Source organism: Streptococcus jiangjianxini, from assembly GCF_040225085.1.
GTDB lineage: Bacteria > Bacillota > Bacilli > Lactobacillales > Streptococcaceae > Streptococcus > Streptococcus jiangjianxini.
On the sequence record NZ_JBEHGL010000011.1, the window covers coordinates 23,893 to 48,449 of the forward strand.

The 24,557-nt window shown below is 38.0% G+C and carries 45 protein-coding genes and 1 pseudogene; 3 read left to right on the top strand and 43 right to left on the bottom strand.

What is annotated here, in order from left to right; translation table 11 throughout:
* Nucleotides 1–38: 38 nt before the first annotated feature.
* The 39 genes and pseudogenes from ABP870_RS06040 to ABP870_RS06230 all read right to left on the bottom strand — a co-directional run bounded on the left by ABP870_RS06040 (nucleotide 39) and on the right by ABP870_RS06230 (nucleotide 21,067).
* Nucleotides 39–596, bottom strand: a complete 558-nt coding sequence (locus tag ABP870_RS06040) for a major tail protein (RefSeq protein ID WP_350014549.1) — start codon at nucleotides 594–596, stop codon at nucleotides 39–41.
* 1 nt (nucleotide 597) lies between these two features.
* On the bottom strand, nucleotides 598–1,041 hold the full coding sequence (locus ABP870_RS06045) for a hypothetical protein (protein WP_350014550.1): 444 nt from the start codon (nucleotides 1,039–1,041) through the stop codon (nucleotides 598–600).
* Nucleotides 1,038–1,415, bottom strand: a complete 378-nt coding sequence (locus ABP870_RS06050; RefSeq protein WP_350014551.1) for an HK97-gp10 family putative phage morphogenesis protein — start codon at nucleotides 1,413–1,415, stop codon at nucleotides 1,038–1,040. Before ABP870_RS06050 ends, ABP870_RS06045 begins: the two co-directional genes overlap by 4 nt.
* Complete coding sequence (locus ABP870_RS06055; RefSeq protein ID WP_350014552.1) at nucleotides 1,412–1,762, bottom strand: head-tail adaptor protein; 351 nt, start codon at nucleotides 1,760–1,762, stop codon at nucleotides 1,412–1,414. Before ABP870_RS06055 ends, ABP870_RS06050 begins: the two co-directional genes overlap by 4 nt.
* Nucleotides 1,749–2,060, bottom strand: a complete 312-nt coding sequence (locus ABP870_RS06060; RefSeq protein WP_350014553.1) for a head-tail connector protein — start codon at nucleotides 2,058–2,060, stop codon at nucleotides 1,749–1,751. The genes ABP870_RS06055 and ABP870_RS06060 overlap by 14 nt, the downstream gene beginning before the upstream one ends.
* A 12-nt stretch (nucleotides 2,061–2,072) precedes the next feature.
* The gene (locus tag ABP870_RS06065) at nucleotides 2,073–2,234 is read right to left on the bottom strand and encodes an Ish1 domain-containing protein (protein WP_405054644.1); all 162 of its coding nucleotides are present in this window, start codon (nucleotides 2,232–2,234) and stop codon (nucleotides 2,073–2,075) included.
* Entirely contained in the window at nucleotides 2,200–3,378 is a 1,179-nt protein-coding gene (locus ABP870_RS06070; RefSeq protein WP_350014554.1) for a phage major capsid protein, read from the bottom strand. Before ABP870_RS06070 ends, ABP870_RS06065 begins: the two co-directional genes overlap by 35 nt.
* Before the next feature lie 22 nt (nucleotides 3,379–3,400).
* On the bottom strand, nucleotides 3,401–4,063 hold the full coding sequence (locus tag ABP870_RS06075) for a head maturation protease, ClpP-related (RefSeq protein ID WP_350014555.1): 663 nt from the start codon (nucleotides 4,061–4,063) through the stop codon (nucleotides 3,401–3,403).
* The gene (locus ABP870_RS06080; RefSeq protein WP_350014556.1) at nucleotides 4,005–5,246 is read right to left on the bottom strand and encodes a phage portal protein; all 1,242 of its coding nucleotides are present in this window, start codon (nucleotides 5,244–5,246) and stop codon (nucleotides 4,005–4,007) included. Before ABP870_RS06080 ends, ABP870_RS06075 begins: the two co-directional genes overlap by 59 nt.
* Before the next feature lie 59 nt (nucleotides 5,247–5,305).
* Complete coding sequence (locus ABP870_RS06085; RefSeq protein WP_350014557.1) at nucleotides 5,306–5,833, bottom strand: hypothetical protein; 528 nt, start codon at nucleotides 5,831–5,833, stop codon at nucleotides 5,306–5,308.
* Nucleotides 5,834–6,020: 187 nt separating this feature from the next.
* A complete protein-coding gene (locus tag ABP870_RS06090; RefSeq protein ID WP_350014558.1) occupies nucleotides 6,021–7,769 on the bottom strand; it encodes a terminase large subunit in 1,749 nt (582 codons plus the stop codon).
* A gap of 3 nt (nucleotides 7,770–7,772) precedes the next feature.
* Complete coding sequence (locus ABP870_RS06095; RefSeq protein WP_350014559.1) at nucleotides 7,773–8,243, bottom strand: phage terminase small subunit P27 family; 471 nt, start codon at nucleotides 8,241–8,243, stop codon at nucleotides 7,773–7,775.
* Between the two features lie 161 nt (nucleotides 8,244–8,404).
* The gene (locus ABP870_RS06100) at nucleotides 8,405–8,734 is read right to left on the bottom strand and encodes an HNH endonuclease (protein WP_350014560.1); all 330 of its coding nucleotides are present in this window, start codon (nucleotides 8,732–8,734) and stop codon (nucleotides 8,405–8,407) included.
* A 321-nt stretch (nucleotides 8,735–9,055) separates the two neighbouring features.
* Entirely contained in the window at nucleotides 9,056–9,934 is an 879-nt protein-coding gene (locus tag ABP870_RS06105; RefSeq protein ID WP_350014561.1) for a DNA adenine methylase, read from the bottom strand.
* 389 nt (nucleotides 9,935–10,323) lie between these two features.
* Nucleotides 10,324–10,740 (bottom strand): DUF1492 domain-containing protein, encoded by a 417-nt coding sequence (locus ABP870_RS06110; protein ID WP_350014562.1) that lies wholly within the window; start codon nucleotides 10,738–10,740, stop codon nucleotides 10,324–10,326.
* A gap of 208 nt (nucleotides 10,741–10,948) precedes the next feature.
* On the bottom strand, nucleotides 10,949–11,359 hold the full coding sequence (locus ABP870_RS06115) for a hypothetical protein (protein ID WP_350014563.1): 411 nt from the start codon (nucleotides 11,357–11,359) through the stop codon (nucleotides 10,949–10,951).
* Entirely contained in the window at nucleotides 11,359–11,568 is a 210-nt protein-coding gene (locus ABP870_RS06120; RefSeq protein WP_350014564.1) for a hypothetical protein, read from the bottom strand. Before ABP870_RS06120 ends, ABP870_RS06115 begins: the two co-directional genes overlap by 1 nt.
* Nucleotides 11,569–11,733 (bottom strand): hypothetical protein, encoded by a 165-nt coding sequence (locus ABP870_RS06125; RefSeq protein ID WP_350014565.1) that lies wholly within the window; start codon nucleotides 11,731–11,733, stop codon nucleotides 11,569–11,571.
* Nucleotides 11,734–11,934: 201 nt separating this feature from the next.
* Nucleotides 11,935–12,324 (bottom strand): YopX family protein, encoded by a 390-nt coding sequence (locus ABP870_RS06130; protein WP_350014566.1) that lies wholly within the window; start codon nucleotides 12,322–12,324, stop codon nucleotides 11,935–11,937.
* A gap of 3 nt (nucleotides 12,325–12,327) precedes the next feature.
* Nucleotides 12,328–12,459, bottom strand: coding sequence for a hypothetical protein (locus tag ABP870_RS06135; RefSeq protein ID WP_350014567.1), 132 nt, complete (start codon nucleotides 12,457–12,459; stop codon nucleotides 12,328–12,330).
* Nucleotides 12,449–13,075 (bottom strand): DUF1642 domain-containing protein, encoded by a 627-nt coding sequence (locus tag ABP870_RS06140; protein WP_350014568.1) that lies wholly within the window; start codon nucleotides 13,073–13,075, stop codon nucleotides 12,449–12,451. The genes ABP870_RS06135 and ABP870_RS06140 overlap by 11 nt, the downstream gene beginning before the upstream one ends.
* Nucleotides 13,076–13,176: 101 nt before the next feature.
* Nucleotides 13,177–13,482 (bottom strand): hypothetical protein, encoded by a 306-nt coding sequence (locus tag ABP870_RS06145; RefSeq protein ID WP_350014569.1) that lies wholly within the window; start codon nucleotides 13,480–13,482, stop codon nucleotides 13,177–13,179.
* A 2-nt stretch (nucleotides 13,483–13,484) separates the two neighbouring features.
* Entirely contained in the window at nucleotides 13,485–13,799 is a 315-nt protein-coding gene (locus tag ABP870_RS06150) for a hypothetical protein (protein ID WP_350014570.1), read from the bottom strand.
* Nucleotides 13,789–14,016, bottom strand: coding sequence for a hypothetical protein (locus ABP870_RS06155; protein WP_350014571.1), 228 nt, complete (start codon nucleotides 14,014–14,016; stop codon nucleotides 13,789–13,791). Before ABP870_RS06155 ends, ABP870_RS06150 begins: the two co-directional genes overlap by 11 nt.
* The gene (locus ABP870_RS06160; RefSeq protein WP_350014572.1) at nucleotides 14,009–14,161 is read right to left on the bottom strand and encodes a hypothetical protein; all 153 of its coding nucleotides are present in this window, start codon (nucleotides 14,159–14,161) and stop codon (nucleotides 14,009–14,011) included. The genes ABP870_RS06155 and ABP870_RS06160 overlap by 8 nt, the downstream gene beginning before the upstream one ends.
* A 32-nt stretch (nucleotides 14,162–14,193) precedes the next feature.
* Nucleotides 14,194–14,397 (bottom strand): hypothetical protein, encoded by a 204-nt coding sequence (locus ABP870_RS06165; RefSeq protein ID WP_350014573.1) that lies wholly within the window; start codon nucleotides 14,395–14,397, stop codon nucleotides 14,194–14,196.
* Nucleotides 14,394–14,621, bottom strand: coding sequence for a hypothetical protein (locus ABP870_RS06170; protein WP_350014574.1), 228 nt, complete (start codon nucleotides 14,619–14,621; stop codon nucleotides 14,394–14,396). Before ABP870_RS06170 ends, ABP870_RS06165 begins: the two co-directional genes overlap by 4 nt.
* Nucleotides 14,602–15,039 (bottom strand): RusA family crossover junction endodeoxyribonuclease, encoded by a 438-nt coding sequence (locus ABP870_RS06175; protein ID WP_350014575.1) that lies wholly within the window; start codon nucleotides 15,037–15,039, stop codon nucleotides 14,602–14,604. Before ABP870_RS06175 ends, ABP870_RS06170 begins: the two co-directional genes overlap by 20 nt.
* Nucleotides 15,040–15,580: 541 nt before the next feature.
* A complete protein-coding gene (locus ABP870_RS06180; RefSeq protein ID WP_350014576.1) occupies nucleotides 15,581–16,564 on the bottom strand; it encodes a DUF1351 domain-containing protein in 984 nt (327 codons plus the stop codon).
* Nucleotides 16,565–16,567: 3 nt separating this feature from the next.
* Nucleotides 16,568–17,296 carry a phage recombination protein Bet gene (gene bet, locus ABP870_RS06185; protein ID WP_350014577.1) on the bottom strand — a complete coding sequence of 243 codons (729 nt, stop codon included), beginning with the start codon at nucleotides 17,294–17,296 and terminating at the stop codon, nucleotides 16,568–16,570.
* Complete coding sequence (locus ABP870_RS06190) at nucleotides 17,293–17,472, bottom strand: hypothetical protein (RefSeq protein ID WP_350014578.1); 180 nt, start codon at nucleotides 17,470–17,472, stop codon at nucleotides 17,293–17,295. The genes bet and ABP870_RS06190 overlap by 4 nt, the downstream gene beginning before the upstream one ends.
* Before the next feature lie 136 nt (nucleotides 17,473–17,608).
* The gene (locus tag ABP870_RS06195) at nucleotides 17,609–17,770 is read right to left on the bottom strand and encodes a hypothetical protein (protein WP_350014579.1); all 162 of its coding nucleotides are present in this window, start codon (nucleotides 17,768–17,770) and stop codon (nucleotides 17,609–17,611) included.
* A complete protein-coding gene (locus ABP870_RS06200; RefSeq protein WP_350014580.1) occupies nucleotides 17,771–18,616 on the bottom strand; it encodes an ATP-binding protein in 846 nt (281 codons plus the stop codon).
* Nucleotides 18,617–18,625: 9 nt separating this feature from the next.
* A complete protein-coding gene (locus ABP870_RS06205) occupies nucleotides 18,626–19,435 on the bottom strand; it encodes a phage replisome organizer N-terminal domain-containing protein (protein ID WP_350014581.1) in 810 nt (269 codons plus the stop codon).
* The gene (locus tag ABP870_RS06210; protein ID WP_350014582.1) at nucleotides 19,436–19,633 is read right to left on the bottom strand and encodes a hypothetical protein; all 198 of its coding nucleotides are present in this window, start codon (nucleotides 19,631–19,633) and stop codon (nucleotides 19,436–19,438) included.
* Nucleotides 19,599–19,766 carry a hypothetical protein gene (locus tag ABP870_RS06215; protein ID WP_350014583.1) on the bottom strand — a complete coding sequence of 56 codons (168 nt, stop codon included), beginning with the start codon at nucleotides 19,764–19,766 and terminating at the stop codon, nucleotides 19,599–19,601. The genes ABP870_RS06210 and ABP870_RS06215 overlap by 35 nt, the downstream gene beginning before the upstream one ends.
* Before the next feature lie 2 nt (nucleotides 19,767–19,768).
* The gene (locus ABP870_RS06220) at nucleotides 19,769–19,933 is read right to left on the bottom strand and encodes a BOW99_gp33 family protein (protein ID WP_350014584.1); all 165 of its coding nucleotides are present in this window, start codon (nucleotides 19,931–19,933) and stop codon (nucleotides 19,769–19,771) included.
* A gap of 65 nt (nucleotides 19,934–19,998) precedes the next feature.
* The gene (locus ABP870_RS06225) at nucleotides 19,999–20,754 is read right to left on the bottom strand and encodes a polymer-forming cytoskeletal protein (protein WP_350014585.1); all 756 of its coding nucleotides are present in this window, start codon (nucleotides 20,752–20,754) and stop codon (nucleotides 19,999–20,001) included.
* Between the two features lie 126 nt (nucleotides 20,755–20,880).
* Nucleotides 20,881–21,067: pseudogene (locus ABP870_RS06230) on the bottom strand (helix-turn-helix domain-containing protein).
* An 83-nt stretch (nucleotides 21,068–21,150) separates the two neighbouring features.
* Between ABP870_RS06230 and ABP870_RS06235 the strand changes: the two are divergent.
* Complete coding sequence (locus tag ABP870_RS06235; RefSeq protein ID WP_350014586.1) at nucleotides 21,151–21,678, top strand: hypothetical protein; 528 nt, start codon at nucleotides 21,151–21,153, stop codon at nucleotides 21,676–21,678.
* On the opposite strand, the gene ABP870_RS06240 is transcribed toward ABP870_RS06235, so the two are convergent.
* Genes ABP870_RS06240 through ABP870_RS06255 form a run of 4 tightly spaced genes read right to left on the bottom strand, consistent with a single transcriptional unit; the run spans nucleotide 21,675 to nucleotide 23,254 of the window.
* Nucleotides 21,675–21,812: a hypothetical protein gene (locus ABP870_RS06240; RefSeq protein WP_350014587.1), complete on the bottom strand. Its 138-nt coding sequence runs from the start codon at nucleotides 21,810–21,812 to the stop codon at nucleotides 21,675–21,677. The two genes, ABP870_RS06235 and ABP870_RS06240, sit on opposite strands and share 4 nt — an antisense overlap.
* A 10-nt stretch (nucleotides 21,813–21,822) precedes the next feature.
* Nucleotides 21,823–22,530, bottom strand: a complete 708-nt coding sequence (locus ABP870_RS06245) for a phage antirepressor KilAC domain-containing protein (RefSeq protein ID WP_350014588.1) — start codon at nucleotides 22,528–22,530, stop codon at nucleotides 21,823–21,825.
* Nucleotides 22,527–23,039: a hypothetical protein gene (locus tag ABP870_RS06250; protein WP_350014589.1), complete on the bottom strand. Its 513-nt coding sequence runs from the start codon at nucleotides 23,037–23,039 to the stop codon at nucleotides 22,527–22,529. Before ABP870_RS06250 ends, ABP870_RS06245 begins: the two co-directional genes overlap by 4 nt.
* Complete coding sequence (locus tag ABP870_RS06255; protein WP_350014590.1) at nucleotides 23,036–23,254, bottom strand: transcriptional regulator; 219 nt, start codon at nucleotides 23,252–23,254, stop codon at nucleotides 23,036–23,038. The genes ABP870_RS06250 and ABP870_RS06255 overlap by 4 nt, the downstream gene beginning before the upstream one ends.
* Before the next feature lie 309 nt (nucleotides 23,255–23,563).
* Between ABP870_RS06255 and ABP870_RS06260 the strand changes: the two genes are divergently transcribed.
* Both ABP870_RS06260 and ABP870_RS06265 read left to right on the top strand, forming a co-directional pair.
* Nucleotides 23,564–23,920, top strand: a complete 357-nt coding sequence (locus tag ABP870_RS06260) for a helix-turn-helix domain-containing protein (RefSeq protein ID WP_070043648.1) — start codon at nucleotides 23,564–23,566, stop codon at nucleotides 23,918–23,920.
* A 5-nt stretch (nucleotides 23,921–23,925) separates the two neighbouring features.
* Complete coding sequence (locus ABP870_RS06265; RefSeq protein ID WP_350014591.1) at nucleotides 23,926–24,279, top strand: ImmA/IrrE family metallo-endopeptidase; 354 nt, start codon at nucleotides 23,926–23,928, stop codon at nucleotides 24,277–24,279.
* Nucleotides 24,280–24,557 lie beyond the last annotated feature (278 nt).

The following is a 24,557-nucleotide window of genomic DNA, read 5'->3' on the forward strand; positions in this document are numbered from 1 at the left end:
CAAAATAAAAAGGGTAAGCTTTACGCCTACCCAACTGATTAAGCACCCGCAGTCGGAAAGACCATTTTCTTAAAAGCTGCCAAATCAAACTCTGAGTTATCTTCGCGACCGATATACAAGATATCCCCTTCTTCGTCATCTCCACGAGCCACAAAGTTACCAGTGGTTGTATCTGATTTTGGATCAGGAGCGCCATCTTTAGTCTGCATTTCCATGCCCGGTACTGTAAATTTGCCTTTTAACATACCAACCCAAATATATTTCCCGTCGTCCATACGAGTGCGGAAAATACATGCGATGTCGTTAGGTGTGAGGCTCTTATTGTATTTTTCAACTCCGTTAGCGATTTCGATGCCATAAAAATCTTTACGGGCATCAGAATTCAAATCTAGTGTTTCAATCTCTAGTTTTGCTTCTGTGATGCCGGCAGACAATACTACATATGGTCCATCATCTGCAGCAACTGTCACAAGTTCGTTTGTCAACTCTAATTTAGCTGACTTCATTCCGGGGATTTTTTTGGTTTCGGTTACTGTATTCTCTGGTGATACCTTGCCATATTCAAATCCACTAAGTCCAAATTTTACTTTACCCATTTTAGTTTTCCTCTTTATTTTCTAACCAATCAAAAAAGCGATATTTCCTTACGTTTATCAGCAAGTCAATATCACTATCTTTATATCTTGGATTTTCGTTTGCGGTGTACCATTCAAAGCCACCGTTTGTTAATACTTTGTCGATGCGTGCAACAATTTTTTCAGATTGTGACGCTGTCTTGCACCAAAAATTAATGACAATTCTTTTTTCGATGCAAATTGCCCCATCATCAGCGTATTCCTTCGGACTTTCAAAAGTGCCATTAATACGCATAAACGGTGCCAAATTAGCTTTCTTCAGGTCTGTCGGCTTCTCTGGGATATCATAAGTAAAAATACCTTGTTTAAATCCATTACCAAATTTTGACCCCCGAAAGCCATCAAAGAGCTCATTTAGCTCTGTATCGTTGCTTAATAATTTATAAGCATATGTTTCAGCAATCATAAATCAAGTGCCTCTTTTATTTTTTTAGCATAGATTTCTTTGACTTTTGGTGTCATTTGATTGATGGTCTTCTCCTTAAAGTCCTGACTCGGTTGATAGATTGTCCCGTCATCTGGATAACGTGACCGCCAACCTGTTTTAGCCCCATAGCCAATGTTTTTAGAGATGATACCTTCATTTGCACCTTTAAAACCACTTATTGTTGTATCGTTTTTAAGGTGTTCCCCTGCTTCAAAACCATAAACAGGGGTATTTACCTTCAACTGCTTTTCAAACGATTCAGCAGCTTCTGTGACAGCTTCTCGTGCCACTTTAGGAGCTTTAACTTGCAACTTGGTCAAGTTGTTCAAGATTTCGTCTAGTCCTTTTGTCATGCTATTCTCGCCCCCTTGACCATAATCATTTCTTTGTTTGCATAATCAATCTCAATTGCTGTGATTTTATAATCTCTACCCTCAAAATCAATATGCATGGAGTTGTCAAATGGTAATTTAGGCAAATAGCGAATCAAAAAGACTTTTGTGTCAGTCGATGTCACCATATTTTCAATGCTATCGGATTTGCCTGTTTTTTCTCTGAAATCTTTAACAGATGTCTTAGAGACCTCCGCCCAGCAAGTCCAGACATCTTCTCTGATACCTTCTAAGACTTCGCCATCTTCGTTTTGACCGCCAATCAAAGTAAAAAAAGTGATACGCTGATTCATCTTACGTGTTATCATCGTTTTCACCTCGCAATCTTAATTGATGGATAATATTTAAAACACCGTTAGCTAGCGGATAGCGCATACTGTCCGCTGACAAACCACGGTGTTCATACTCTTCTTTGACTTGCTTCATGACTGCCAAGTCGAACTTGGGGTGATTTGCAAAATCTTTGGGGGTTGTCCCTTCTTCTATCGCAAAACACAACTGCTCTTGGACCCCTTCGATGACCATTTTTAAAATATCATCTTCAAAATCATAATCAATCTTACAATAAAGCTTCACTTTTTTTAGGTAATCTGGTGTTACTGCCATGTTTTACCTCGCTTAGTTAACAAGTGCTAATAGTTGGCTTTTAGACATACCACTCGTGTATTTAATGCCTTGGCTATCTAAGTAAGCCTTGATTTCCACAACCGTATTTGCCTCCGTAGGAACAACTACTGGCTCACTACTAGGCTTCGCTGGGTGTGGGTGGGTAAGTGACAAAATAACCAGCTTTTTCGTCAACTTTAGACACGCCAAAGCGTAGAACAGCTTGCAAGTATTGACCATAAATATCGTTATCAGCCCAACGCAAACCTAACTCCTTGCGGTCGGCAAACAATACACCGCGTTTAAAGTCACCAATAAAGGCTGTATTAGCGCCCAAAACATCATCAGACAGTACAAATACAGGTTTGCCAAGTAATACTTTACCTGATGCTGAGGTGATGTCATCTTGTAAGAGATAGCGACCATTGCCATCTTTTAAAGTGTCAAGGGTTTGGTAAAACGATTGAGATACAATCAAGCCGATGTTGTATGCTGGGTCAAATCCTTGGTTAAACAACTCTTTGATGTCATCAAGTTTTGTTACAGTTTTAGCGGTAAACGACTTAAGCACTGTAGCAATAGCATCATTAGTAGTGTTAACTTTCATTTGTGTGATGGATTCTGACACTAGTGACACCAAATCAACATCAGCATCATCGATAGATTCTTGTGATAGTGGGATTGCGCCACGGTACGTTTTAACGCTCCAATCAACGTGTTTAAATTCTGGTTTAGCAAGCGCTGGATTATTTTCGAGCTCTTCAACTGAGATAAGTTTAGCAGTAGCACGCGCTAACACTGGGTATTTACCAGACGCTTTTTTTGCAGGATAAACCGTTGTAAATGGTTTTAAATCGGTAACAGTGTTGATTTCACGAGTTGGAGTGTATAGGATTTCCTCGGATGTGATTGGTTTGGTATCTGTTTTCTTAACACCATCAGTCGTTGGTGTAATCTCGTTAAACGAGATAAGGACATCACGGTCTTCGCCAAATTCTAGTACTTCGTTAGTGATTTTTCCTTTTGAGCGGATAAAATCATTCACCGCTTCGCGATTTGTTTTGACTTCTGGATCAACAACAACTTTATTTTCTGTCATTGGTTTCTCTTCTCCTTTTTCTGCTTCTTTAAATAATTTCAAGTCGTTTTTAATATCTTCAAGTTCAGCTTTTTTAGCTTCAATTTCAGATTTAACGGTACGTGCTTCTTCAAGGTTATCCTCGTTAAGCAATTCTTTGACTTTGTTAGTTTTCTCAACAATTGAGTTGTTGATGTCAACGATTGAGTTTTCTAGTTCTGTGATTTTTTCATCAAACATAATTTCCTCCACTAAAAAAGGCCTAAAGGCCACTTAATATTTCATCTTTTTCAATAGCTAATCTCATCGAGTCGATTTCCGACTTACGTTTTGCATGCCGATTATAAAAGTCATCCACAACCGCTTGTGGTAGCAAACCAGCATTTAAACTGTTAGTTACTTCAAAGGTCATCACTTCATCCGCAAAACCTCTGTTAACGGCTTCTTGGGCAGACATATATGTTTCTTTTTGCATCATAGCCATGATTTCACTAGCATCTAAACCTGTTTTAGACACATAAGCATTAACAATTGCCTTGTCACTAGCTTCAAGCGCATCAGCCATAGATGTTAACTCGTCACTATTGCCACTAGCGCATAAAACTAACGCTTTATGGATCATGATTTGAGCCGTCGGGCTAATGACAACTTTATCCGCCCCCATAATGGAGAAAGATGCTGCAGAAGCTGCCATGCCTGTTATTTCGGCGGTGATGTGCCCTGGATAATTTTTTAAAGCAGTGTAAATGTCACTTCCTACAGTCACAACACCACCATTTGAGTTAACTTCCAAGACAACATCCGACCCGTCATCAGGCAACTGGTCAATGATTTTCTTTGCGCTGGTTGCCTCCATACCAAAATAATCATAGGCCTCCTGATTGTTGTTCGGAATCAGTGGTCCCCTCATCTGGATTCGTTTCATTTTTATCACCTCCTTTCACATCTTGATATTTCTCTTTCTTATCAAGGAAAACATAGTTTAAACTTGATTGGTATCTATCCATATTAGGATCGTCAGATTTTTGTTTTCCAAGTTCTACCAACGCTTGATTTGGAGTGATGATACCATTATTGACAAGCTTGATAACGTCATCTACATTTCGTCCAGTGACCTCCCTTGTGTCAAACTCAAGCATATACTTTTTACGCTCATTTTTGGTAAACACTTTAAGCGTTAAGTCACTAGTAATGGCATCTAAATAAAACGGCAGGTCGTTTGATACATAATCCGCCATGAGTTGTGCAACGGATTGGTTAGGGCTGTTAACACCTAATTTATAGGCAGGCACTCGTAAAGCTTTAGCAATCTGTGCTGTCGAAAAGTTATTACTTGTAATCAACTGCAAAACATTAGTATCAACTTCAAGTGGCGTATATTCTTGAGTAGCATCAAAGATTAAAGGACTGCCACCAGTTGACCCCTCACGCATCTTTTCAAAATCCATGCGGGCCTTTTTGCGGGCTTCTCCATTTAATTGAGCACCTTTAAGTTTGATAATACCACTGGAAAAGCCATCTTTAAAAAACTTTAAAAGTGTATTTGTACCGCTATTTTGTAGAGATATTTCATCATTTAACGACAACAAAGGCGAGCGTCCTAAAATGCCATCATGACTAAAAAATTTCCAGTGTACGACATCGTTTTGATGGCAGTTTATTTCCTTTCCAGTCAATCTATCATTAAATGTGTAGGTAATCTCGTGATTATCTGACTCTTTTACGGTAGTTTCAGACGGTCTGTACATCTGGAATTCAAGCGCTTTACCAGTTTTGGGATCACGTAGCACCCTGGAAAAAGAGTTCCCAGTTAAGATGGCGTTAACTGCCATGGCGAATTTCCACGTCCTAGCAGATGCATTTTTAGTAGCTTTGATATTTAACAGATAATTGATGTCTTTATCGCCGATAATATCCCCGTCTAAATCCTTTTTAATCAAGGGAAAACGAGCAATATCACCAGCAATGATAGAGACAGCTGTTAATACGTCGCTGTTTTTCAAAGCAGAAATACCAGTGTACTGTGGTGATGCACTCCCAGCTAAAACGCTATCTATATAGTCATCGTAGGATATTTTTGATGAATTTAGCGATTGAAAAAAACTCATTGTCTCACCTCCTTTCTATTTTCGGGTACAAAAAAAGCACCCGTAGGTGCTAGTGATATTTAGTTTTTATATGTTTTAGGTAAAAGCTTACTGATCTCGCTTAGGTTATTTGCTATTATCGAAGTTGCGGTATCAGTAATTTCTTTGTCGTACTTATCAGCATTAGAGTATATTTCCAATATTTGGGAAATCATATCTTTACCATTTTCTTTTTCTTGAGTCGTTATTTTTCTTATATATAATTCTGACTCTAGGTCTGTTAAAACAGATTCTGCTTCCTCATAATCAAAGGAATTAGGGTCTTCAGCCATTAAAACCAATTGGTCTAGCAAGTTTGCAAATTCATTTGGTTCTAGCAAAGTTTTCCCATATTGCGCTTTATTTTTTTCAGTAGAAGTTAATTTATCTGAGTTTATAAAAATATCTTTTTCGTCTGAATCATAAAAATAATTGTATTTGGCTAATGCATCATTCATATCAGATATTTCATTTCCGAGCGCAAAGGCAGCAAAAGCGAAAAATACAACCAATAATCCCAACACAACCTCAAGCCAAAAACGCCATTGTTTCCACAATTTCTTTTTCATAATATTTCCTCCTTATGGAAATATTATAACTACTATCATTCAGCCTTGTCTATATAAAACGCAAATAAAATTAACAAAATACCAGTTACCGTAAATCCAACTTCTAAATTAATTCTAAACAATCCGTAAGACAGCAACCCAAAACCAACCAATAACAATATAGTATGGATATAATTTAATAACTTCATCAAAATAAACTTTCCGCCCCCAATATTTTTTCATTTGTCCAATAGCCAGCACCATCAAACGGCTCTAAATAACAGGCTGCATAGGCATCTAAAAGTGCATCAAGCGGGTCAATTTTATTGCTATTTTTATTTTTATCAATCCGCATACCATTTTGATCAACCTTAGTATAAGCGTTGTTAATCGCCATTGTTAACAATTGATTACCGCTATGCTTAATTTTACCTAGTTTGACATCATCTCTAAATTGTTTAGTTGGCATATTTAAAACCATAGTCGTCTGTGGTATTTGCACTAATTGCCATTCTGGATGCCGTTTTTCAATCATTGTTAACATCGAGCCGAATTGATAAGGGTCAAAATAAATTCCTTGTACTTCCCAGTCGTTGATATAAATCATTTCTTCCAACTTCTCCATGACACGTTCGTCATCAATAACACCAGATTCAAGCGTTGTAATCTCGCATTCGCCTTGTCGCTCAAGGTTAGTATAAGAGACACCATCGCGTTTTTCTTTAGCCACTAAACCATACTTAGTAGCGACAAAACTAAAACTATCAGCATACCAATAGTCATCCATCATCACCATCGGACTGATGGAAAATAAATCACTAGCACGCCCGACATCAACACCAATCCAAACTCGGCGCTTGGTTGTGTCAGGCTTATCAATCTTAGCCATCGCCCAACTGGTTTTATCCATGTAAGATTCCTCGCTAGATTGACGCCACATGTTAAAGTTTTTGATTAAGACTTCGTTAACCGTACCTGTTTCAAGAGATACCTTTCGCCGTTTTCGTAGGTAATCCATCAATTTATCACGTAAGCTGTCAACCTCAAGGATTGGATTGGATTTAATCCAGTTTGTTTCTTCCTTGATTTCGGCTTCGTTATCCTGTTCAGCAATAAAAGCAAAATAACTGTCATCAATCACTTTACGATCTAAAATCTTTTCGATGTATGGGTACTCTACTGTGTGCATAGGAGCGTTTAAATCCATCCCTGCCGTTGAGATGATTAATATTAATGGGTTGTCCAACTGCCCTTGACCAGATGCTAACAACTCAAGCATTTCGTTGGTTTTGGATGCTGCAAACTCATCTAAAATCCCAAGATATGGTTCAAATCCATCAACCGCACCAGTATCACGGCTGAGTGCTCGCATATAGGATTCGTCTTTTAGGTTACGCATTTCATCGCGTACAATTTTAGTCGCTTTCCTGATTTCTTCGTTTTGCGACCGCAAGGCATCCAACTGTTTACGTGCCATTTCACGCGCAATATTCGCCTGCGCTCTGTCATTTGCGGTAAAAAATATCTGTCGTGACATCGCTGGATTTTTACCAAATAAAAACTCATATAGCGCAATGCCAGCCACAATAATAGTTTTACCGTTTTTCCTAGCAAGCGAAATCAAAGCCTTTTTATATCGTCTGACATTTTCATTTCCCTTGACCCGCCAACCATACAGACTAGCTAAAATAAATTTTTGAAATTCTGCGAGCGGGTAAGGTTTGCCAGTTTTGACATCAGGTAATATCTCAATAAAATTGATTGGATCAAGTGCTTTTTCAGGGTGATAGACAAAACCAAAATCACTATCACCAATCTTACTTAAATCATCCAGATGCCGTTGGCAAGCTTTAATAACTTTTTGGCTCGCTATTCGTTCGCCGTCAACAATGGATAAAGCATAATAAAAAGCGACATCACGATATCGCTCATCAATATTCGCAAAATCGTATGCCACTTTCTAACCTCCGAATTTATCAAAGATACTTTCTGACTTTTCTTCCTGTTTTGGAATAAACATTTTCATTCGGCTATCAACTGTTAATCCTAATTGACTAGCAGTGCTTCTAATATTGTTACTAGCCTTTTCCAGCGTGATAATCAATGGTGATGGTACAATCATACCTTTTTGCTCATCAAATACCGTATAGCCCGTTTCTGACAGCTTAGAAGACACATCTTTATAGACGGAGTACCACGAGCAATAAGTCTCCAAAATAGCTCTATCCAAATTTCTTATGGGTAGGCTTTGGAGGTCATTTATGACCCTACGATACTCTGCTCTAGCCACCTCGTTCAAGTGTTTCGGAGGTGTAATCTGTAACTTTGTGAGTCCGTCCGAAGCCTTTTCCTGTGCGGTTTCTCGCACTTCTTTTTCTTCTTTTGTTAAATGTTTTTTTGTCGCTTCAACCACCTTTAGTTTACGCCCCATTGACGCTGATCACCTCCTTTCAAAAATTTCAAAAAGGGAATTTTTTGCACGGAAAGGGGCGGCGTTCTCAAAACCCGAACGTTCCTACCCCCGATAAAAAAGATAGGGGGTATATCCGAATAATACATACCCCTATTGCTTATTCAGTGCGGTTTTTGTGCTTAGTATTTTTCCCTCAAAGCTTTAGCATCATTGCAAGCTTTACAGCTAGCTTGTAGGTTGTCAACGTCCAATCGTTTATTCCAATCTTTTTTAACACTAATAATATGATCAGTCATCGTTGCTTCGCCTCCGCACATTGCACAAACATAATCAGCTTTAAGCAAGATAACTTTGCTTGTCTCTCTCCAAGCTTTTGAGTTATAAAACTGTTTGACTTTCCTATCATACTTCCAACGATTGCGATTGTATGATTGATACTCTTCGCTTCTGCTATCGTAGTCAACCATTGTTCGTCTTCCATTTGTCATTGTAATTCTTTTTGGTTTCATCGTTCGCGTCTCCGATTATCATTTACTCATATAGATACTATCGTCTCGCTATCCCTTAAGACCCGCCCAAAGGCATTTGACTTTGGGCGGTTATGCTTTTAGCCTAGCTTCTACTTGTCATGCTTGAGCAAGTATAGTAAAATAAGGATTAGTAGGATATTTTCCATGCGCTCACCTCCTTTCACCTAGCCAACATCACGCTTGCGTGATAGGCTAGAGGTGGAAGAGGTAGCAGGGAAAAGTCACAAATATCATGTGGCTAAAAGCGTAAGAATTTTTACTTGCGCTTTTTTGTTTGCCCCAAAATAAATAGGCGCGTGCTTACTTAACCATAAACAACTTCTCATGGTGTTTACCAGCACCGCCGATCTGAAGGGTGGACTTAGCCGTCTTAAACTCATAGACCGCTTTAAACCTTGGGTCACTGATGTCATAACTTGAGATTAACACAATGTTATTTTTGCTCATCTCATAGGCCCAATCATAAAAAGCAACGCTATCAAAAGTGTCGCCGTCATAGTATTGATAAGTGTTTTCGTACGGTGGATCAAGATAAAAAATAGCACCCTCAATATCCGAGAATGCTTTGTAATCTAAGTTTGTAACTTCCAGTTGTTCCAGTTGTTGCAATTGCTGTAATTGCTGTAGTTGCTGTAGTTGCTGTAATCTTTCGCTCGTGGAAAGCCTACAATCGCGAATATCTGCAAAGAACATCTGGTAAGTCTCAGTATGATGATAACCACTAAAGACATCGTGTTTTTGTATAATCTCAACAGCTAACTGATATTTTAAATCAGCATGCTCTTTACCATAAAGATAGTTTTTGCGTTTATTACCAAACGAATTAATCAAAAGCTTTAGGTTATCATCAACTGTTTTGTTATCTTTATTAACAATATCAATAAACTCATCACGACTAATAATGAGTGTTTTTAAATAATTTCTATCTTGCGAGATAACGCGCTGAAATATATCAGTTATATCTTTATCAATATCATTATACCTGACATCTAACCCTTGCAATAAACACTCAGCAGTGATTGCTCCTCCTCCACCGAAAACATCATAGATAGGTTTTTCCGTGCCAAAATTTTGTTTGATAATTTCAATGATCTTTTTACTTATTTTCTTTTTACTTCCTTGATAAGGCAGGCCTATTGGCTTGCCTTTTCGGATTTTCTTTTCATCAAGCTTTAACATATTCCTCCAAAATAAAAAGCCACCCTTACGGATGACTAGCGTATTAAGTTAGGGCGATACGCGATTCCCTAACCTTTCGAGCCGTGCGCACGTATGCTTACACGCTCTCGTAAAGGAACAGCAGGAATCGAACCTGCACATAGCGTATCGACGTGGACGTCACACGTACTTGCTCAGGGCGCTACCCTCGCCATTTTCCAATCATGGCTCATGTTCCTAAAATAGCGAGTTTGACCAATAAAAACCTTTGCCGTAAATGATATACGCTGATTCAAGCATTGTCGCTTCTCGCTATTTTTAACTGATACTATAATATCATAATAGTTAGTCTAATGCAGTCTAAATTAGTCTAATTAATACTAAAATACTCTTTTTTAGTCTAAAAAAGTCTAAATTAGTCTATTTAAGTTTTTAACAGCCTTACCCTTGATGGTAAAAAACTTAGCTTTACTCATATACAATGCATCACACGCCTCAACATAACTATCATAAGTAAGGTAAGCAGCTATCAAAACTCTACGTTGGTCATTATCCTCAAGCTTAAAGATAATATCCATAATCTCTGTCTTACGTCTATTAAGTTGGTTGATTTGTTTAACGTGCCATTCGCAGTTGTCTATAATCTTAATATTTTTATCCTCTTGCGACATACGGACACCACCCTCAACCCTCATATCCGACCATTGCGGAGACGTGAGTAAAGACGACCGTGTTGCTTCAAGGTCACGTTGTAACTCTTGTATTAATTTCGGTATCGCTCGCAACTCATTTAATAATAGTTCTGCTCTCGTTTGACCTTTACTCACCTTCAACCTCCGTGGTATAATAAGATTGCAATGTTTATTAACACGGAGGCCGGCGAGTGCTGGTCTTTTTTTGCAGCTTAACGCTTGGATAATCCCCGCCGACCGTTAAAGCAGGTTTAGATTTTGTACTTTCATCAGGAGATTTTTCCCTCGTTTCTATAGTTATTTCGGTCTATACCAGCCGAGCCATTGCAGACTCGCTAGGTGCTCACACTGGTCTTCGTCTAGTAAACGAGTCATCAACTGTAATTTTAGGCCTACGCTTAATCTCGGCAATATATTCCGACTCTCGCAATTGGTCAATATCTATAAACGCTTGCTTTTTAGTTAATAACCCCAAACCATACAACTTTTGCTGTACCGATTGCACTGTCCTGTCATTTAATCGATACGCCATCTGCTCAACAGTTAGCTTATCATGATTGTATCTCAAAAAATCAACCTCTCTTGCTGTCCACTTTTTCCGGGAAACTTCCCTGATAGCAAACCTACGGTTTATTTTGTTGACCGTAGACCTCGCAACTTCAAATCGTGTAGCAATCTTACCTGTATCAAGATCGCTATTTGCTAACAAATACTTGATTTCACGCACTGTTCTTTCCGGTAATGGTTTTCCCATTATTTTATCTCCTCCAAACTATACCAAGTGCCGTCAGGGTATAAATCTGCAGCTTCAGCTTTTGTCATTTTTAAAGCATTACCCACGGCTTTTGATAAATCTTCCGCTTTAATTTCCTGCTGATAGTCTCCAACTTCCCCTTTAGCAATGTATGCAATACCATCACTAAATTGCGAGTCAATGACTACGATTCCTAGGTGTTCAGTCATTTATTGCCTCTTCTTCATTCTAACGATCCGTTCTTCCCGACTTTTGATATGACTATCCATTCCTTTTATCATATGTCTGAAGGCGTAAATAAAGATCGCAATACCGATAAAAAAAGTAATAACAATAATCATTGTGACAATAACTAAACTTGTTCCGATACTCATTATTCATCTCCTTATCTGTTCCCTCGACAATATATAAGTGATATACGTTACTACAATTATGTGGACGATTGAATCTTCTGCACTTGGTGCTGTATGCCCGTAAAAAACAGTTTCTAGCTGTGTCCAAATAAAATCTAAGATAATCCAATGGAACATGAACGTTAGTGGTATTGAGAATTTGCCGTTAAAAATTATTTTCATTTATCCCTCCTCCAACAATTCAGGGTTTTCATAAATGTTTCCTATAACTTCATTAGTGTCAAAGTCTGTTATAAGCCACATTAGTTCCGAATTTGAAACAACCATCCAAGAACTACCAATATATTTAATTTCTCCTATATACTCTCTATCAAAGTCATAATAATCACTTTTATAGGTTGCCTTAATAATATCACCCTCAAAAATTTCTACACCATTATTATCTAAAATTCCTGTGGATTGCATTAGTGGTGCATCCTCAAAGTATAGTGTCCGTTCGGGATATAGTGCATTACGATTTACACAAAGCATACTACCAAGCGTATAGACTATACTTTTAACTTCATACATCACTTTAAAATGATTATCCCACGCTCTAAAGTTCGGTATCAATGCTTACCACTCCTTCCCATTTTCTACACGATCGACAAGGCAATCGCCGCAATAAGCTGTTTGATAGATACTGTCATAATCTGCTGTCCCCTCACGATACTTACAGCCACACTGTTCGCATGTTTCAATTTTCATTGTCTACCTCCACCGGCTTAGCAAACTGCCAAGCCCAATCAAAATCTTTCTTGATTTCAGCTTCGGTTAATTGTGCATCCTCATCATCTTTCCATTCGTTGTCAGGTAAACAATCATAGTAAAATATACCATTTATCACTATTTCACCATCTTCTCTACTTAGGTAGGTGATCGTGTTTTTGCTGTTGGGATCAGGAATCTGGACTGTATAAAGCTTCTCTTTTTCAAATGTATAACCATAGATCCATGCGATAGCAAACACCTCTTGATTAGGGTATGTTCCAGCTATTTCACCCTCAAAGTTATACCACTCATCTATGGATTTACTTAAAATACCCTCACTAATATCAAACAAGATAGCGTCAAAGGCTTCAACTACCGAACCTATTGCGTAATCATGTTTAACCTTTTTAATCCAATTCGCTAACTCCCGCGGAATTTCCGGAAGCACTAATACTGGTTTTTCTTGGTTATGTCTTGCAACATTCTCAACATTGGCGACAAATTCATTCGTCTCAAAACCATATTCATTTACCCACAAATCGCCCTCTGAGTACATCTCTTTTTTTACCACTGCCTTTACCCAAACAGTGTCGCCTTTTTTAAATTCTGTCATAATAAATCCTTTCTAAACATTCGATACATGCTCGTTTTTAGACACCTAACTACCTTGCGTGAATAATTTATCCATCTATTATAGTTGTGTCGTTTTTCGTCCTAATCTGTCGGCGATTTAGAACTTAAATTATGTTTTAAGCGTTCCGCCATCTTTCGTTTTTGTTCGTCAGATAATTTTCGCCTATTTTTGACAAAAGGATTGACCGTAAAATCATCCAGATTCGATAACTTAGTACATACCGAAATAACACGACCGTCTTCAATCTCTTTATCAACCGATTCAAAAGCGTCTTCAGTCTTTAAGATTTTAGTAATATGCTTTCTGATATTGCTTTCGAAATACCAAGTATTATCCTGTTCATCGTACCGAATAACCGTCTCACGTTCTTCCGCTAAATACGCCATAATTATTGTCCCCTCTCCAAAATATACGTAGGCGCCTTATCACCAACCTGTAAAAACTGACTCTCATCAGGAGTGATCAAAAATCTGCCATAACCAACCACCTCGATATACAACTCATCTCGGCTAATGGCGCTGATGTACCCAACACCTCCAAATGCTTCAGGCAATTTTGCTACACGTTCGGAAAGGCGTTTATTTTCCTCTCTAAGCTCTTCGTTTGCTCTTGTGGTAGATAGTGCCACCCATAAGCTTAAAATCGTACAGACGATTAATATGGCTTGAATTAGAGGATTTAAATTAAATGGTTTACGTTTCATTTTCTAGCTCCTTATCATCAGCACCTCTCTCAATCTCAATAAATTTTGCATGTTTTAAATTAATATAGATAAATTTATGTTCACTAACCTCAACCCCTAGCAGTTGATTGTTTTCATAACGATATAAAAGTTCATTTTCGAACTCATCAGGCAAATCGTATATTTCAAATCCTGCTTCCAGGTCATCTGCCATTGTTATTTTTACTTTCTTAATCATCATCCACCCCAAACGTATAAAATTCTAGGTTTTCCAAAATTCTTGCTGAAATCAATTTGCCCAAGTCGTTGACCCCTTGGATATATCCGGCTTTTAAATTAGCGTTTTCTTCAGACTGGATTTGATGATTCAAAAATTCTGTCATAAGTCTTACTTCTGCGGAAGAAATCCCTAACCTCATTTCTTACTCCCTTCAAAATCAATATAGTAATAATAGCGATAACTGCCATAGTCGATGACAAGCTCGTCGTTTATATTCCAAAACCGATAATGATGCGGTGCCCACTCAACGTCTTTTTCAACGAGGGCAAAAGCTTCTTCTCGCGTTTGACACTCGCCAATCAATGAGCGAGATTCATCGTTTCCGTGGTATACTTTCATACAATCCCTCTCTCGCTTGCGATTTGTGGCCAATTTTTAGTATTAACCTCAAGGTTAGTCAGCTTATCAAACATCACACGCCTACCATCTACAATTGAGATGTAGTCGTTGACATTTTCAAACAAAACTTGACCGATAACTTTTTTGGGCATTGGTTTTTTACCTCGGATCTTAGCAATTTTAGGAGGTAACCCAAAATCTTGTTTAATGCGCATTGTTGTCATTTTTTTGCCCCATTTCCTCTATTTCTACCTCAATTCTGGGATTGTAGCTATATCTTTTTCGAGCACTGATATCAGATACCTGCCCATCATCCTTAAAAATAAACCCCGACCAACTATCAAGCAGCGCCTTTATGTAATTGTCCGTGTCAGGCTTTTTAGATACTGGCATAGTCTCATTTTCGAGCAGTGGTTGATTTTTTTTGACTTTGGCAATATATTTCGGCGGTTCGATATAAAAGACAATATCCATCTTATAGGCTTTTTTATCATCTACTGGATATAGCAGCAGCTCCTCTGCTAGCAAGTTGCTACACTTCTCTCGCCACGCTTTCATTTTGGGATCCTCATATGTCCCCCACTTGCTAAAACGTGGTCGTGATTGTGGTTTTGGTTCGATTGGTATTGTAAGCTTGGTCATCCAAGAACCCCTCTAAAACCAAGTTGATTGAAAATTTCTTTAGTGTTCTCCTCTAAAAATTCCAATAGAGTTTGGATTTCAGTAATCTCTTTCTTCAACTCTTTTGCTCCATAAGTACTTCTAACAGTGATCTCTCTTTGTTATCTCCTTAGTCAAACAGTTTTGTTTGCAGTGGATAGACATCTGTAATAGGTATATTCAACCTATCGCAATCTCGTGCAATATCCATTTCACTAATTTCAAACTTCACTCTGTTTCTTGTTTTATCGTAGTGCGGATAAGTGTATCCGTCATTTTTTATTTTTTCTTGTATTTCTGTTATTGTTCTGGGCTCTCGTTCTACCCAATCAATCCATTGCAAATTCATAATTAAAATCAAGCCCGCCTTTTATTGTGTGAGAATATGGCTAAGACGGGACTTGCGAAATTCTTACGTTGTCCGACCAATCCCACGATCAGTAACTGCGTAAGAAGGATTTCTCCTTTCTTGTCACGATAATTCTTATCCAAAAGCCGTGACAATCTTTTGGAAGTTGGTTATTTATTTAAAAAAATCGTTTACTTTTTCCATCCCTTTAATTGTCGTAAATTTAATTTCTTTATCATCGAGGAATTTTTTAAATTCTTTAGCTTGATCCATATCAAATATAAATTCGATAGTCGTTTTGTACTTAGTAACCTTAACTGGGGTTTCTATGATTTCCCCTGTTTCTTGGTCAACAGCGACAATATTTTCTTTGGCGTTAGCAACTGCTTGTTTTTGGATTTCTTTTTGGAGTTGAGTTTGGGCTTGTTCCTCAGCTAATCGTCTAGTTTCTAATTCTTGCTTTTGTCGCTCAATTTCTTCAACATCACGATTGATAAGACCGAGAATTTCTGCAAGTGTCGCCCCGTTATCGTATTGACGGATATAACTTGCTGGACCAAGATTGTTTTTGGCGCACAAGTCTGTGATAACTACCATGTCTGCATCTCGTTGATTCTGTTTGTCGATTTCTTGGATAATAATGTTGTCTAGCTTCTCTTGAGTTGCTTTTTTAAAATTGAATGTTGATGTAAAGTCGCTTGCTTTTAGGAAGTCGTCTAAATACTGGTCAAAGACCTGTTTATTCAAATCGGCCTCTTCTGCTTTCTCGTGGAAGTAAGCTCGCACTTTATCTTTTCTAAGGGCCTTTTGATTTTCTTCGTAATCATCAATCTGTTTTTTTAATTCCGAAATTAATCCTGTTAATTTTGAATAAGGACCTTTGTATTGTTTTTCGAACTCTGTATAAGGATTATTAATCCCTTGTTTAATTTCTTTACGCTTATCTTCAAGCTTTTTACTAAGAGCATTAAGTTCAGTTCGTGCTTGTTTAACTTCCTCAATTGTATTGACTTCCAGGTCAAAAGCACTATATTGAGCAACTGCAATCTCAATCCCTTTTTCAAAGGATTCAAAATCGTTGAATTCAACTGTCGCAGGACTGTAATTGATTTCGATGTTATCTAAATAATTAGGTTTTTCTGCTTCTTTTACTGTCATATCTTATCCCTCCACGGTAAACGGCATATCTTCATCTGGAATATCAGCTTGGCTAAACAAATCCGTCTGTTCTTCTGCTTGTGCCTGCATTTCTTGCTTTTGTTGCTCAATCTGCGCTATCTTACGTGCTTTTACTTCTTCTTGGGTTTCTTGTGGAGTTACATCGATTGGTGATGCTTGTTCCATTTCATCTGTCGTATATAGGTCTCCAACATCTTCTGAAAAACTATCTCTGACTGCTGCAACGACAGCAACCTTTTCAATCATTTGACCAGGAGCTTTCTGCCACCAATTCTTGCCAGTCGTGTAAGCAGATAATTCTACCTCACGATAGACTGGACGGCTTCTATCTTTCCGGTAGACTTCACACCAACCACCTATTAGCGTAGCTCCTTTAGGTAGGATGATGCCTTTTTTATTTTGCAACTCGCCGTTTTCGTCTTCGTAGATTACTCCACTTTTAAGGCCGTCATAGTTCGGGTTTTGCTCGGCTCGTTTCATAAAAGCGCCTTTGCTCACAACAATTTGAGCGGGATTGTTTCCGTATTTGATAAAGTGCACTTCTTTGGTAAATGGGTTTAAGTTTCTGTTTTTAACAATGGCAAGCAAGGTTTGTAGCTCTTGCGGGCTAGCTTGATGTTTTGGATCAACAAAGCTTCGTAACGTATTACCGTCAAGTTGTTGCAAATCCGTTAGGTAACTGCCTTTTGTTTGTGTCAATTCATTAGTCATCTTCTTCCCCTTTTTGTATTTTTTAAATTCCAATTCTCACGCTTATAGCGTTCATTTTCCGCTTTTAGTGCTGCGATAATGTCTTGTTGTTTGTTGATAATGTCGCCAAATTCCAGCAACATGCCATGATATTTCTCTCTCCAAAATTTGTTATCATCATAGTGTTCTTTGTTCATAAGCTACCTCAGAAAAGATAGCCGTCGCTGTAGTTTACCTCGTGCATTAAATACTCGCTGCAGCATTCCCAGCAAACTTCTTCCCGCTCGTCGCTTTCAAAGTGATAGCCGCATTCACGGCAGTAATATATTCTTGTCATATTTCAACCTTTCCTCCAATCACGTACCAATCTTGCCACTCCGCAAGTATTTTCAAAAAGCTATTTGTTGGCTGCTCTAGCACTCGTTGACGTTTGTCATCGCTCCAAAACTGACCGTGTTCTTGTTCAAGAGCTTCCAAAATCTCTAATTTAGTCATTTAAAATCTTTTATCCTTTGCATTGTCTGGGTAACTAAAGATATTGTTTTTCGCCCCTTTGGTTAGTCGTGAGACAAACGCTTGATCGTATATTTTTTGCAATTCCTTTACCGAGAAATTGGTGTTGATGATTGTTATCTCTCTGTTATCCAAAATGTTAAACAAAAAACTATACTTCCAATCACCAGTCGACCGTACGCTGTTACCCGTCGTTGACTCTTTTCCCAAGTCATCCAAAATCAAATAGTCACATTCGGTTAGTATCTTAGTCATCCGTTCTTGGTTGTACTTGCTATCTTTTTTATCAAAACTAGCTTTTAGCAAGTGCATTAGTTGGGCTACGGAAATAAACACAACTGATTTTGATTGGTTATATGATTTAAACGTCTCGTTTAGTTGTTTAGCAATTGCTATCGATAAGTGACTCTTACCAACACCAGTGGGTCCTTTTAAAATAGCGTTGCCTTGCATGCCTTTGATATAGTCTCTAACCAATCTTTTGCCGTAATTTAACGCCTTTTGATCTAAATCGTTTTTGACTTCAAAATTAGCAAAACTAGCAACCGCAACTTCTTTGGATAAGATGCTCTCGTTGTAAAACACTTGATAACCTCTGGCCAACATCGATTGATTTTGATAAGCAATGTCAACACTTTGCTTCTTTTTGTCGATACCCTCTTGAGCACAAGCCCAACACAATTCAGCTTGCTTTTCTTCGGGCTTTGTCCGTAAGTAAATTGGTGCATTATGCTTGTCGCAGACTTTCCCAGTATCAACTAATAACCCTGAGCTAATCATGCCTTTAAAAGTCATGGCGCTTCCTAATTTTTTAAAATGCTCACTCATTAAAATTTCCTAAAATCCATAAAACTCATCAGGTTGTTTAAGATCTTCTCTCTCTTTATCTGTCATACCTGTTTGCTTTTTAGCTTCAAAGTTCCGTTGCTCTTCATCCTGTTGCACAACGGTTTTAATGCCATTTTGTGCCCAAGATTTTAAGATAGAGTTGATATAGCCAAAATTTCGCTTACTATTATCTGCTGCACGGTCGATAGCTCGCTTGACTAGGTCGGGTTCTAAACCATCAATATTCATATACCCTTCCAGCCTTTCAACTTGATATCCATCTAACACCCCTATGCGTTGTTGATAGTAGTCAAAAACATTCGATTTTTCAGCAGAAGCAGAACCCTCTATATCTACTTCTGTCTTTATATCTATCTTTATATCTTTCTCTATATCTATATCTCCGTTGCCTGATGTTGCATTAGTGTTGCATTGCAACGCCTTTTGTTCCCTATGCTTGCGAGAACGCCTTGTACTAGCTGTTTCGCTACCAACCATCTCTGGAACTTGCTCAAAAAAATACTCTCTCTCGGAATTTCTTTTTAGCAGACCCTTATTTTCTAGGAAGAGTAAAGTCATCCTAACCGCTTCAATGTCTTCATCAATTAATAAAGAGACTTCTTCTGCTAAATCGTCAGCTAAATCGTCGTAGTAGATTTTTCCTCCGTCTTCTAAGCTAACCAGTAACATTTTTTGATAAATAATTGTGTAAGTGTCACCGCCCGGCATTTTACGAAGTAGCTTCATTTCTTTTGATTTAAAAAAATCTTGTGTTAATTGAATCCAAAAGTATCGCTTGTTTTCTTTAAGTTTTCCCATCTATCCCCCTATCTCCCTTGCATTTCGGATCACCGCTTGATCTAACTTATCTTGTGTGTGTTTAGTTACCAATCCCCACTTGATAAGCAGGTCATATCGTTCTGCTTTTTCGTATAGTTCATCGAACTCACGATTTAAGCGTTGGTTTTCGTTGCGTAGAAAATTATTCTCCGAGAGTAAATCTTGTATCATATCCACTTAGATTCAACCCCTTTTCAAATTCTTTTTTAGCTTTGTCAAACCGTTGCGCTTTGACTTCCCATGGCTCCCATACATATTCCGGCGTCGACTGTTCTCGTGTTTGTTTAAATAGTTTTTCAAAAATTCTCATTGCTATGCTCCTTTTTCGTTGATACCTTTTAGCACGTCGTAGTAAGCGTGACCTGCCGGTATAACATAATTAGCAGGATCAAATTCAATCCATTGCTCTTCGCCGTTTACGATGACCTTGCGCAGGTTCGTTATCCTTGGTGTCCATTTCTTTTTTTCTTTTTTCATGTTATAATCCTCTTGTATGTTTAATTTTGAGTCCGACTGCAATCGGACTTTTTTTCTACTCCGCGTTAGTTTTCGATTTTTTCTAACTCCGAAACGAGATTGACATACGCTTCGTAGCATTTTCCAGACAACTCACTGTCTTTGTACGCCTTTTTAATCAGCTCCTGACCTGTCCCGTAAAAACAACCAACGCGCCACATTTGGTTAGATTTTGTATAGGTAAACCATCTAAAGCTAGACCATGTGTTTTTAAAAACAATGTAATCTTTTGATGACTTAACCCTTGCGTCGCCGTATACCTCTGCGTTGCCGTATACCCTTGCGTCGCTGTATACCTCTGCGTTGCCGTATACCCTTGCGTCGCCGTATACCTCTGCGTCGCCGTATACCTCTGCGTTGCCGTATACCCTTGCGTCGCTGTATACCCTTGCGTTGCCGAATACCTCTGCGTTGCTGTATACCTCTGCGTTGCCGTATACCCTTGCGTCACCGTATACCTCTGCGTTGCTGTATACCTCTGCGTTGCCGTATACCCTTGCGTCACCGTATACCTCTGCGTTGCCGTATACCCTTGCGTCGCCGTATACCCTTGCGTCGCCGTATACCTCTGCGTCGCCGTATACCTCTGCGTTGCCGTATACCCTTGCGTCGCCGTATACCCATGCGTTGCCGTATTGAGACAGATTAGCTCCTTTTTCTACGTAACCACCAAGATCGCCTTCGTCTACAGTCCCAAAACTGATAAATGCTTTGATTCTAAATAGTTTCCTGCCAAACACTTCGATTGTGTCTTCTGCCAATAATTCATATTTTTTAGTCATTTTAGTTTCCTTTTCTTTTTTTCCCCGACACCCGTGACGCTACCAAGACTTTTGTAAAAAATGTATTGGAGAACGCTTCATAAGGAGATTGCTTGATAGCGCCGAGGCTATCGGGGAGAACGTTGGTTATCTAAAGTCGTCTAAACTGATGTCTAGTACATCAGCTATCTTAACAACATCATCAAATCTAAGTGTTTTTTTTACGACCAGTTTTTAAATCAATCAAACTATTCTGATTCAAACCAGCCTCTTTACTCAAGCGATACATCGTCATATTTTTTTCAGCCAATAGTTGTTCAATTTTCTCCCACATATTTTCCTCCTGTTCGGGTATCGTTTTGGTTTCATGGTGTCCTTTCTAGTTTGGTATAATAGTAAATAAAACGAGGTAATTTTATGAAAATCACTGAAATTGACGTCCAAATGTGGACTTTATACGCAACTGTGGTAATTGCCATTTTAGGGTTCATTTTCAATGCCATTTCCCTCTGGCAGACAAAGAAAGCTACCGAAGATATGGCTAAGCCTTATGTCAATTTCTATGTTGATGCAGTATCTGTCAAAGACCGGCAACGCCTATTTGTCATCAAGAACTTTGGTCAATCGCCAGCTTATATCACTAAAATTGAAATCATAGGCGAATTAGATGAGTATAATAACAGGTACAAATTCCAATCCCTTGTAGGTAATATGCTTGCACCAGGGCAAAAACTAACCTCTTCGATGGAAAAATCATATAAAGGTAATGCCTCGGTAAATATTGAATACACTGACCAACATGGGAAAATTTACAAAGATACATTCAAACTAAATCCAAGAATGACAGAAGATTTCCTTTATACTGTCAACGAGTCCAATAAAAATAAAGAAATTTCTACTGCTATCAGACAATCAACCATGGCTTTGCTACGAGATTTACGTTAAAATCCATTACCTACATAAATTTTTAAACTAATTTTTTCCTTGTCGATTGTATTGGCAAGGATTTTATTTTTTATATCAATTGCTTCATTAGCATCTTTTGCGCTTATTTCGTATTTTACTTCTGCTTCTTGCATAGTGTCCTTTCTATGCCACATCATCCAAAAACTTGTTGATAAAGTATTGCTGACCTTTGCCAGTAACTTTTGAAGTCTTGTTAATGCTGATATGACCATCGGCATGCTGGATATTGGTTTCTTTGATTTCAAATAACCCCAACTCCATGCTCTTTTGTGTTGGCATGTTCCAACTAGAACCGCGCTTCTTGATCAAGTAACCTTTTTCTCTCAACCACGCAAACAAGCGATTTGCGCCGATTTTATAGCCGTTTTGGCTGATTAACTTAGCTAGATCACCTACTAAGATAGAGGTGTGACTAGCGCTTACAGCGTCTGCAAAGATAACCTTTGGCTTGTCCGCTTCGATTTGCGCTTCTAGCTTATGAACTTTCTTATCAGCCATTAACAAGGCTCTCGCCATGATTTTTTCAGGGCTGTTGAAATCCTTCTCAACTTGGATAAAGTACTTGCGGACTTGTTTTGATTTATCATTACGTTGAAGCATGGCGATTTCTTTAGCCATGTCGAGTTTCAAAACGTGGTCCTGACTAGGACGGCCTCCTGTACTTTTGCTCAAAAATGAGCTAAAGTCCTGACCTTCTTCAAAACCATATTCAGCCATTCTTGGGAACCAGTCCTTATAAGCTGTTTTAATTTCCAATGCTTTATGTAAATCACGACCCGAAACCACTGGTTCCTGATTGTCGTTTAATGTTACGTTAATTAGTTCTTTCATAAAGTCCTTTCTAATTTGGTTTCCAATATTCTTTCTTCAGCTTCCAATCTCTTTTTATAAAGACCAAGAAACACTTTCTTTAATTCACCATAGACTTCTAAACAATGCTCGAATTCATCATCATCTAAATCCTTAATGATCGAAGCACCCATGACCGCTAAACTAAGATGTCTAATCATGTCTGATACATTTGGCGTGTATAACTTTCGATGCGTATAATTGCTGTATCCATTTTCGTAACGTCTGCGTGTATAAATACCCTGAGACGACTTTAAGCCCGTCCTCAATTCCTTTGCTGATGGTTCATCCGTTTGCTGTGAAGCAAAACTGCGCTTCAACCGTTCTGCGATAATCGGAAAATTAGAATTTATTTCTTCTAATTCTTTATCCCTTATTGCCACGTCTCTAAAATCTTTCTTTTTCCGTGGAAGAGTATTATTAGCAATCGCTTCGGCAATCATTTCTTGTAATTCAGCTTTGCTGATGGTTATTGTGTCTGTATCCTTCATCTCACTTCCTCAAATTCTTCCCAAGGTTCACGGATTCCGAGCAACTTAGAAACTCTGATTTTTAAGTCAGCACTTCCTTTACCATTTTTTAACAAATCTGTAATTGTTCCTTGACTGCGTAAGCCAACCGCTTGTGTCAAGTCAGCTTTTGTCCAATGCTTTTCTTGGAGTCGTTGCTCAACGAGTGCGACCCATTTTTGATGTTGTTGACTCATTTTTTCTCCTCTCACTTTCTATAAAAGTAGTAAAGCGAAATTTTTTGTGAAATTATTGTGTTATTTCTTGACATCATTCAATAAATTTATTAATATTAATGCATAGTAAAAACACCTAAACAAATGCTTGATAACACTACAATTCAACTCGCCAAAGTTTATTTTTTTAGTTTTATCTTTTTGCTTTTTGTTTCGCTTATTTATTCGCTTTACATTCTATATTGTAGTAAATTTATTGTCATAAGTCAATGTTTTTGTAGTAAATTTATTTAATATTTTTTGTAATGCCTTAGAAAGGTTATCAAATCAATGTTTACGGCATACGAAAAAATAAAATATCTTGCAGATAAACAAGGAATATCTTTAAATAAAATTGAAGAAAAACTTGGGTATAGTAGAAATACAATCTATAACATGAGGAAATCAACACCGAATTCTGAACGTATTGCTGAAATCGCAAACTACTTTAACGTCTCAACAGACTATCTCTTGGGACGGACAGATAATCCACGAATTGCAACATCAAACGATAAACCCTCACACGTTGATCTCAAAGAACTCGCAAAAGAAAGCTTTTTCTACGATGGACGACACATGGAAAGCTATGAAATTGACATGATGACAGCATGGCTAGATTCCTACTATAAAAATAAAGATAAGGATTGATGCATATGACCGAAGTCATCTACGTTGATGGCAGAGATACCGGCATTAAAGGAGTCTATAATAAACCTCTTGATGTTGTCTTTGTCGATGTCTATCTTGACGACATTGAAAAGAAAAAAGTGACCTACCACGAACTAGGTCACGTCAATCACACCAAAGTCGATTATAAGTTTAACCGCGAACGATGTGAATTACAAGCAAATCGCAATATGATCCACCACCTTTTAAAAGAGGAACTTGCTCTACTCGATGATCTCGAAAATTTCAACTATTTAAATTTTATGGAAAAGTATAATTTAAAAACCATAGCTGACGAAGTAATGATCAAAGAAGAATTTAAAAACATTATCAGGATGTGAGAAAATGGAGTTGATTTATAAGACAGTCACAAGAGTGAGGATCTGGGTTTTATTTTATCCATAGAAGTTTATAAGGTTTAAACGAAAATCCCACATTATCACTGACAAATGACAGTATAAAAAACCATCGCTGATGAAGTGATGGAGGAATATTTTAATTTTAAAAAATGCTCAAAAGAGTTGATAACTAAAATATGATTTTATATAATGAAGTCATAAGATAAGTAAACGCAGCTCCTGAGAGTAATTCCCCCACCATAAGGGGAGTAACGAAATCA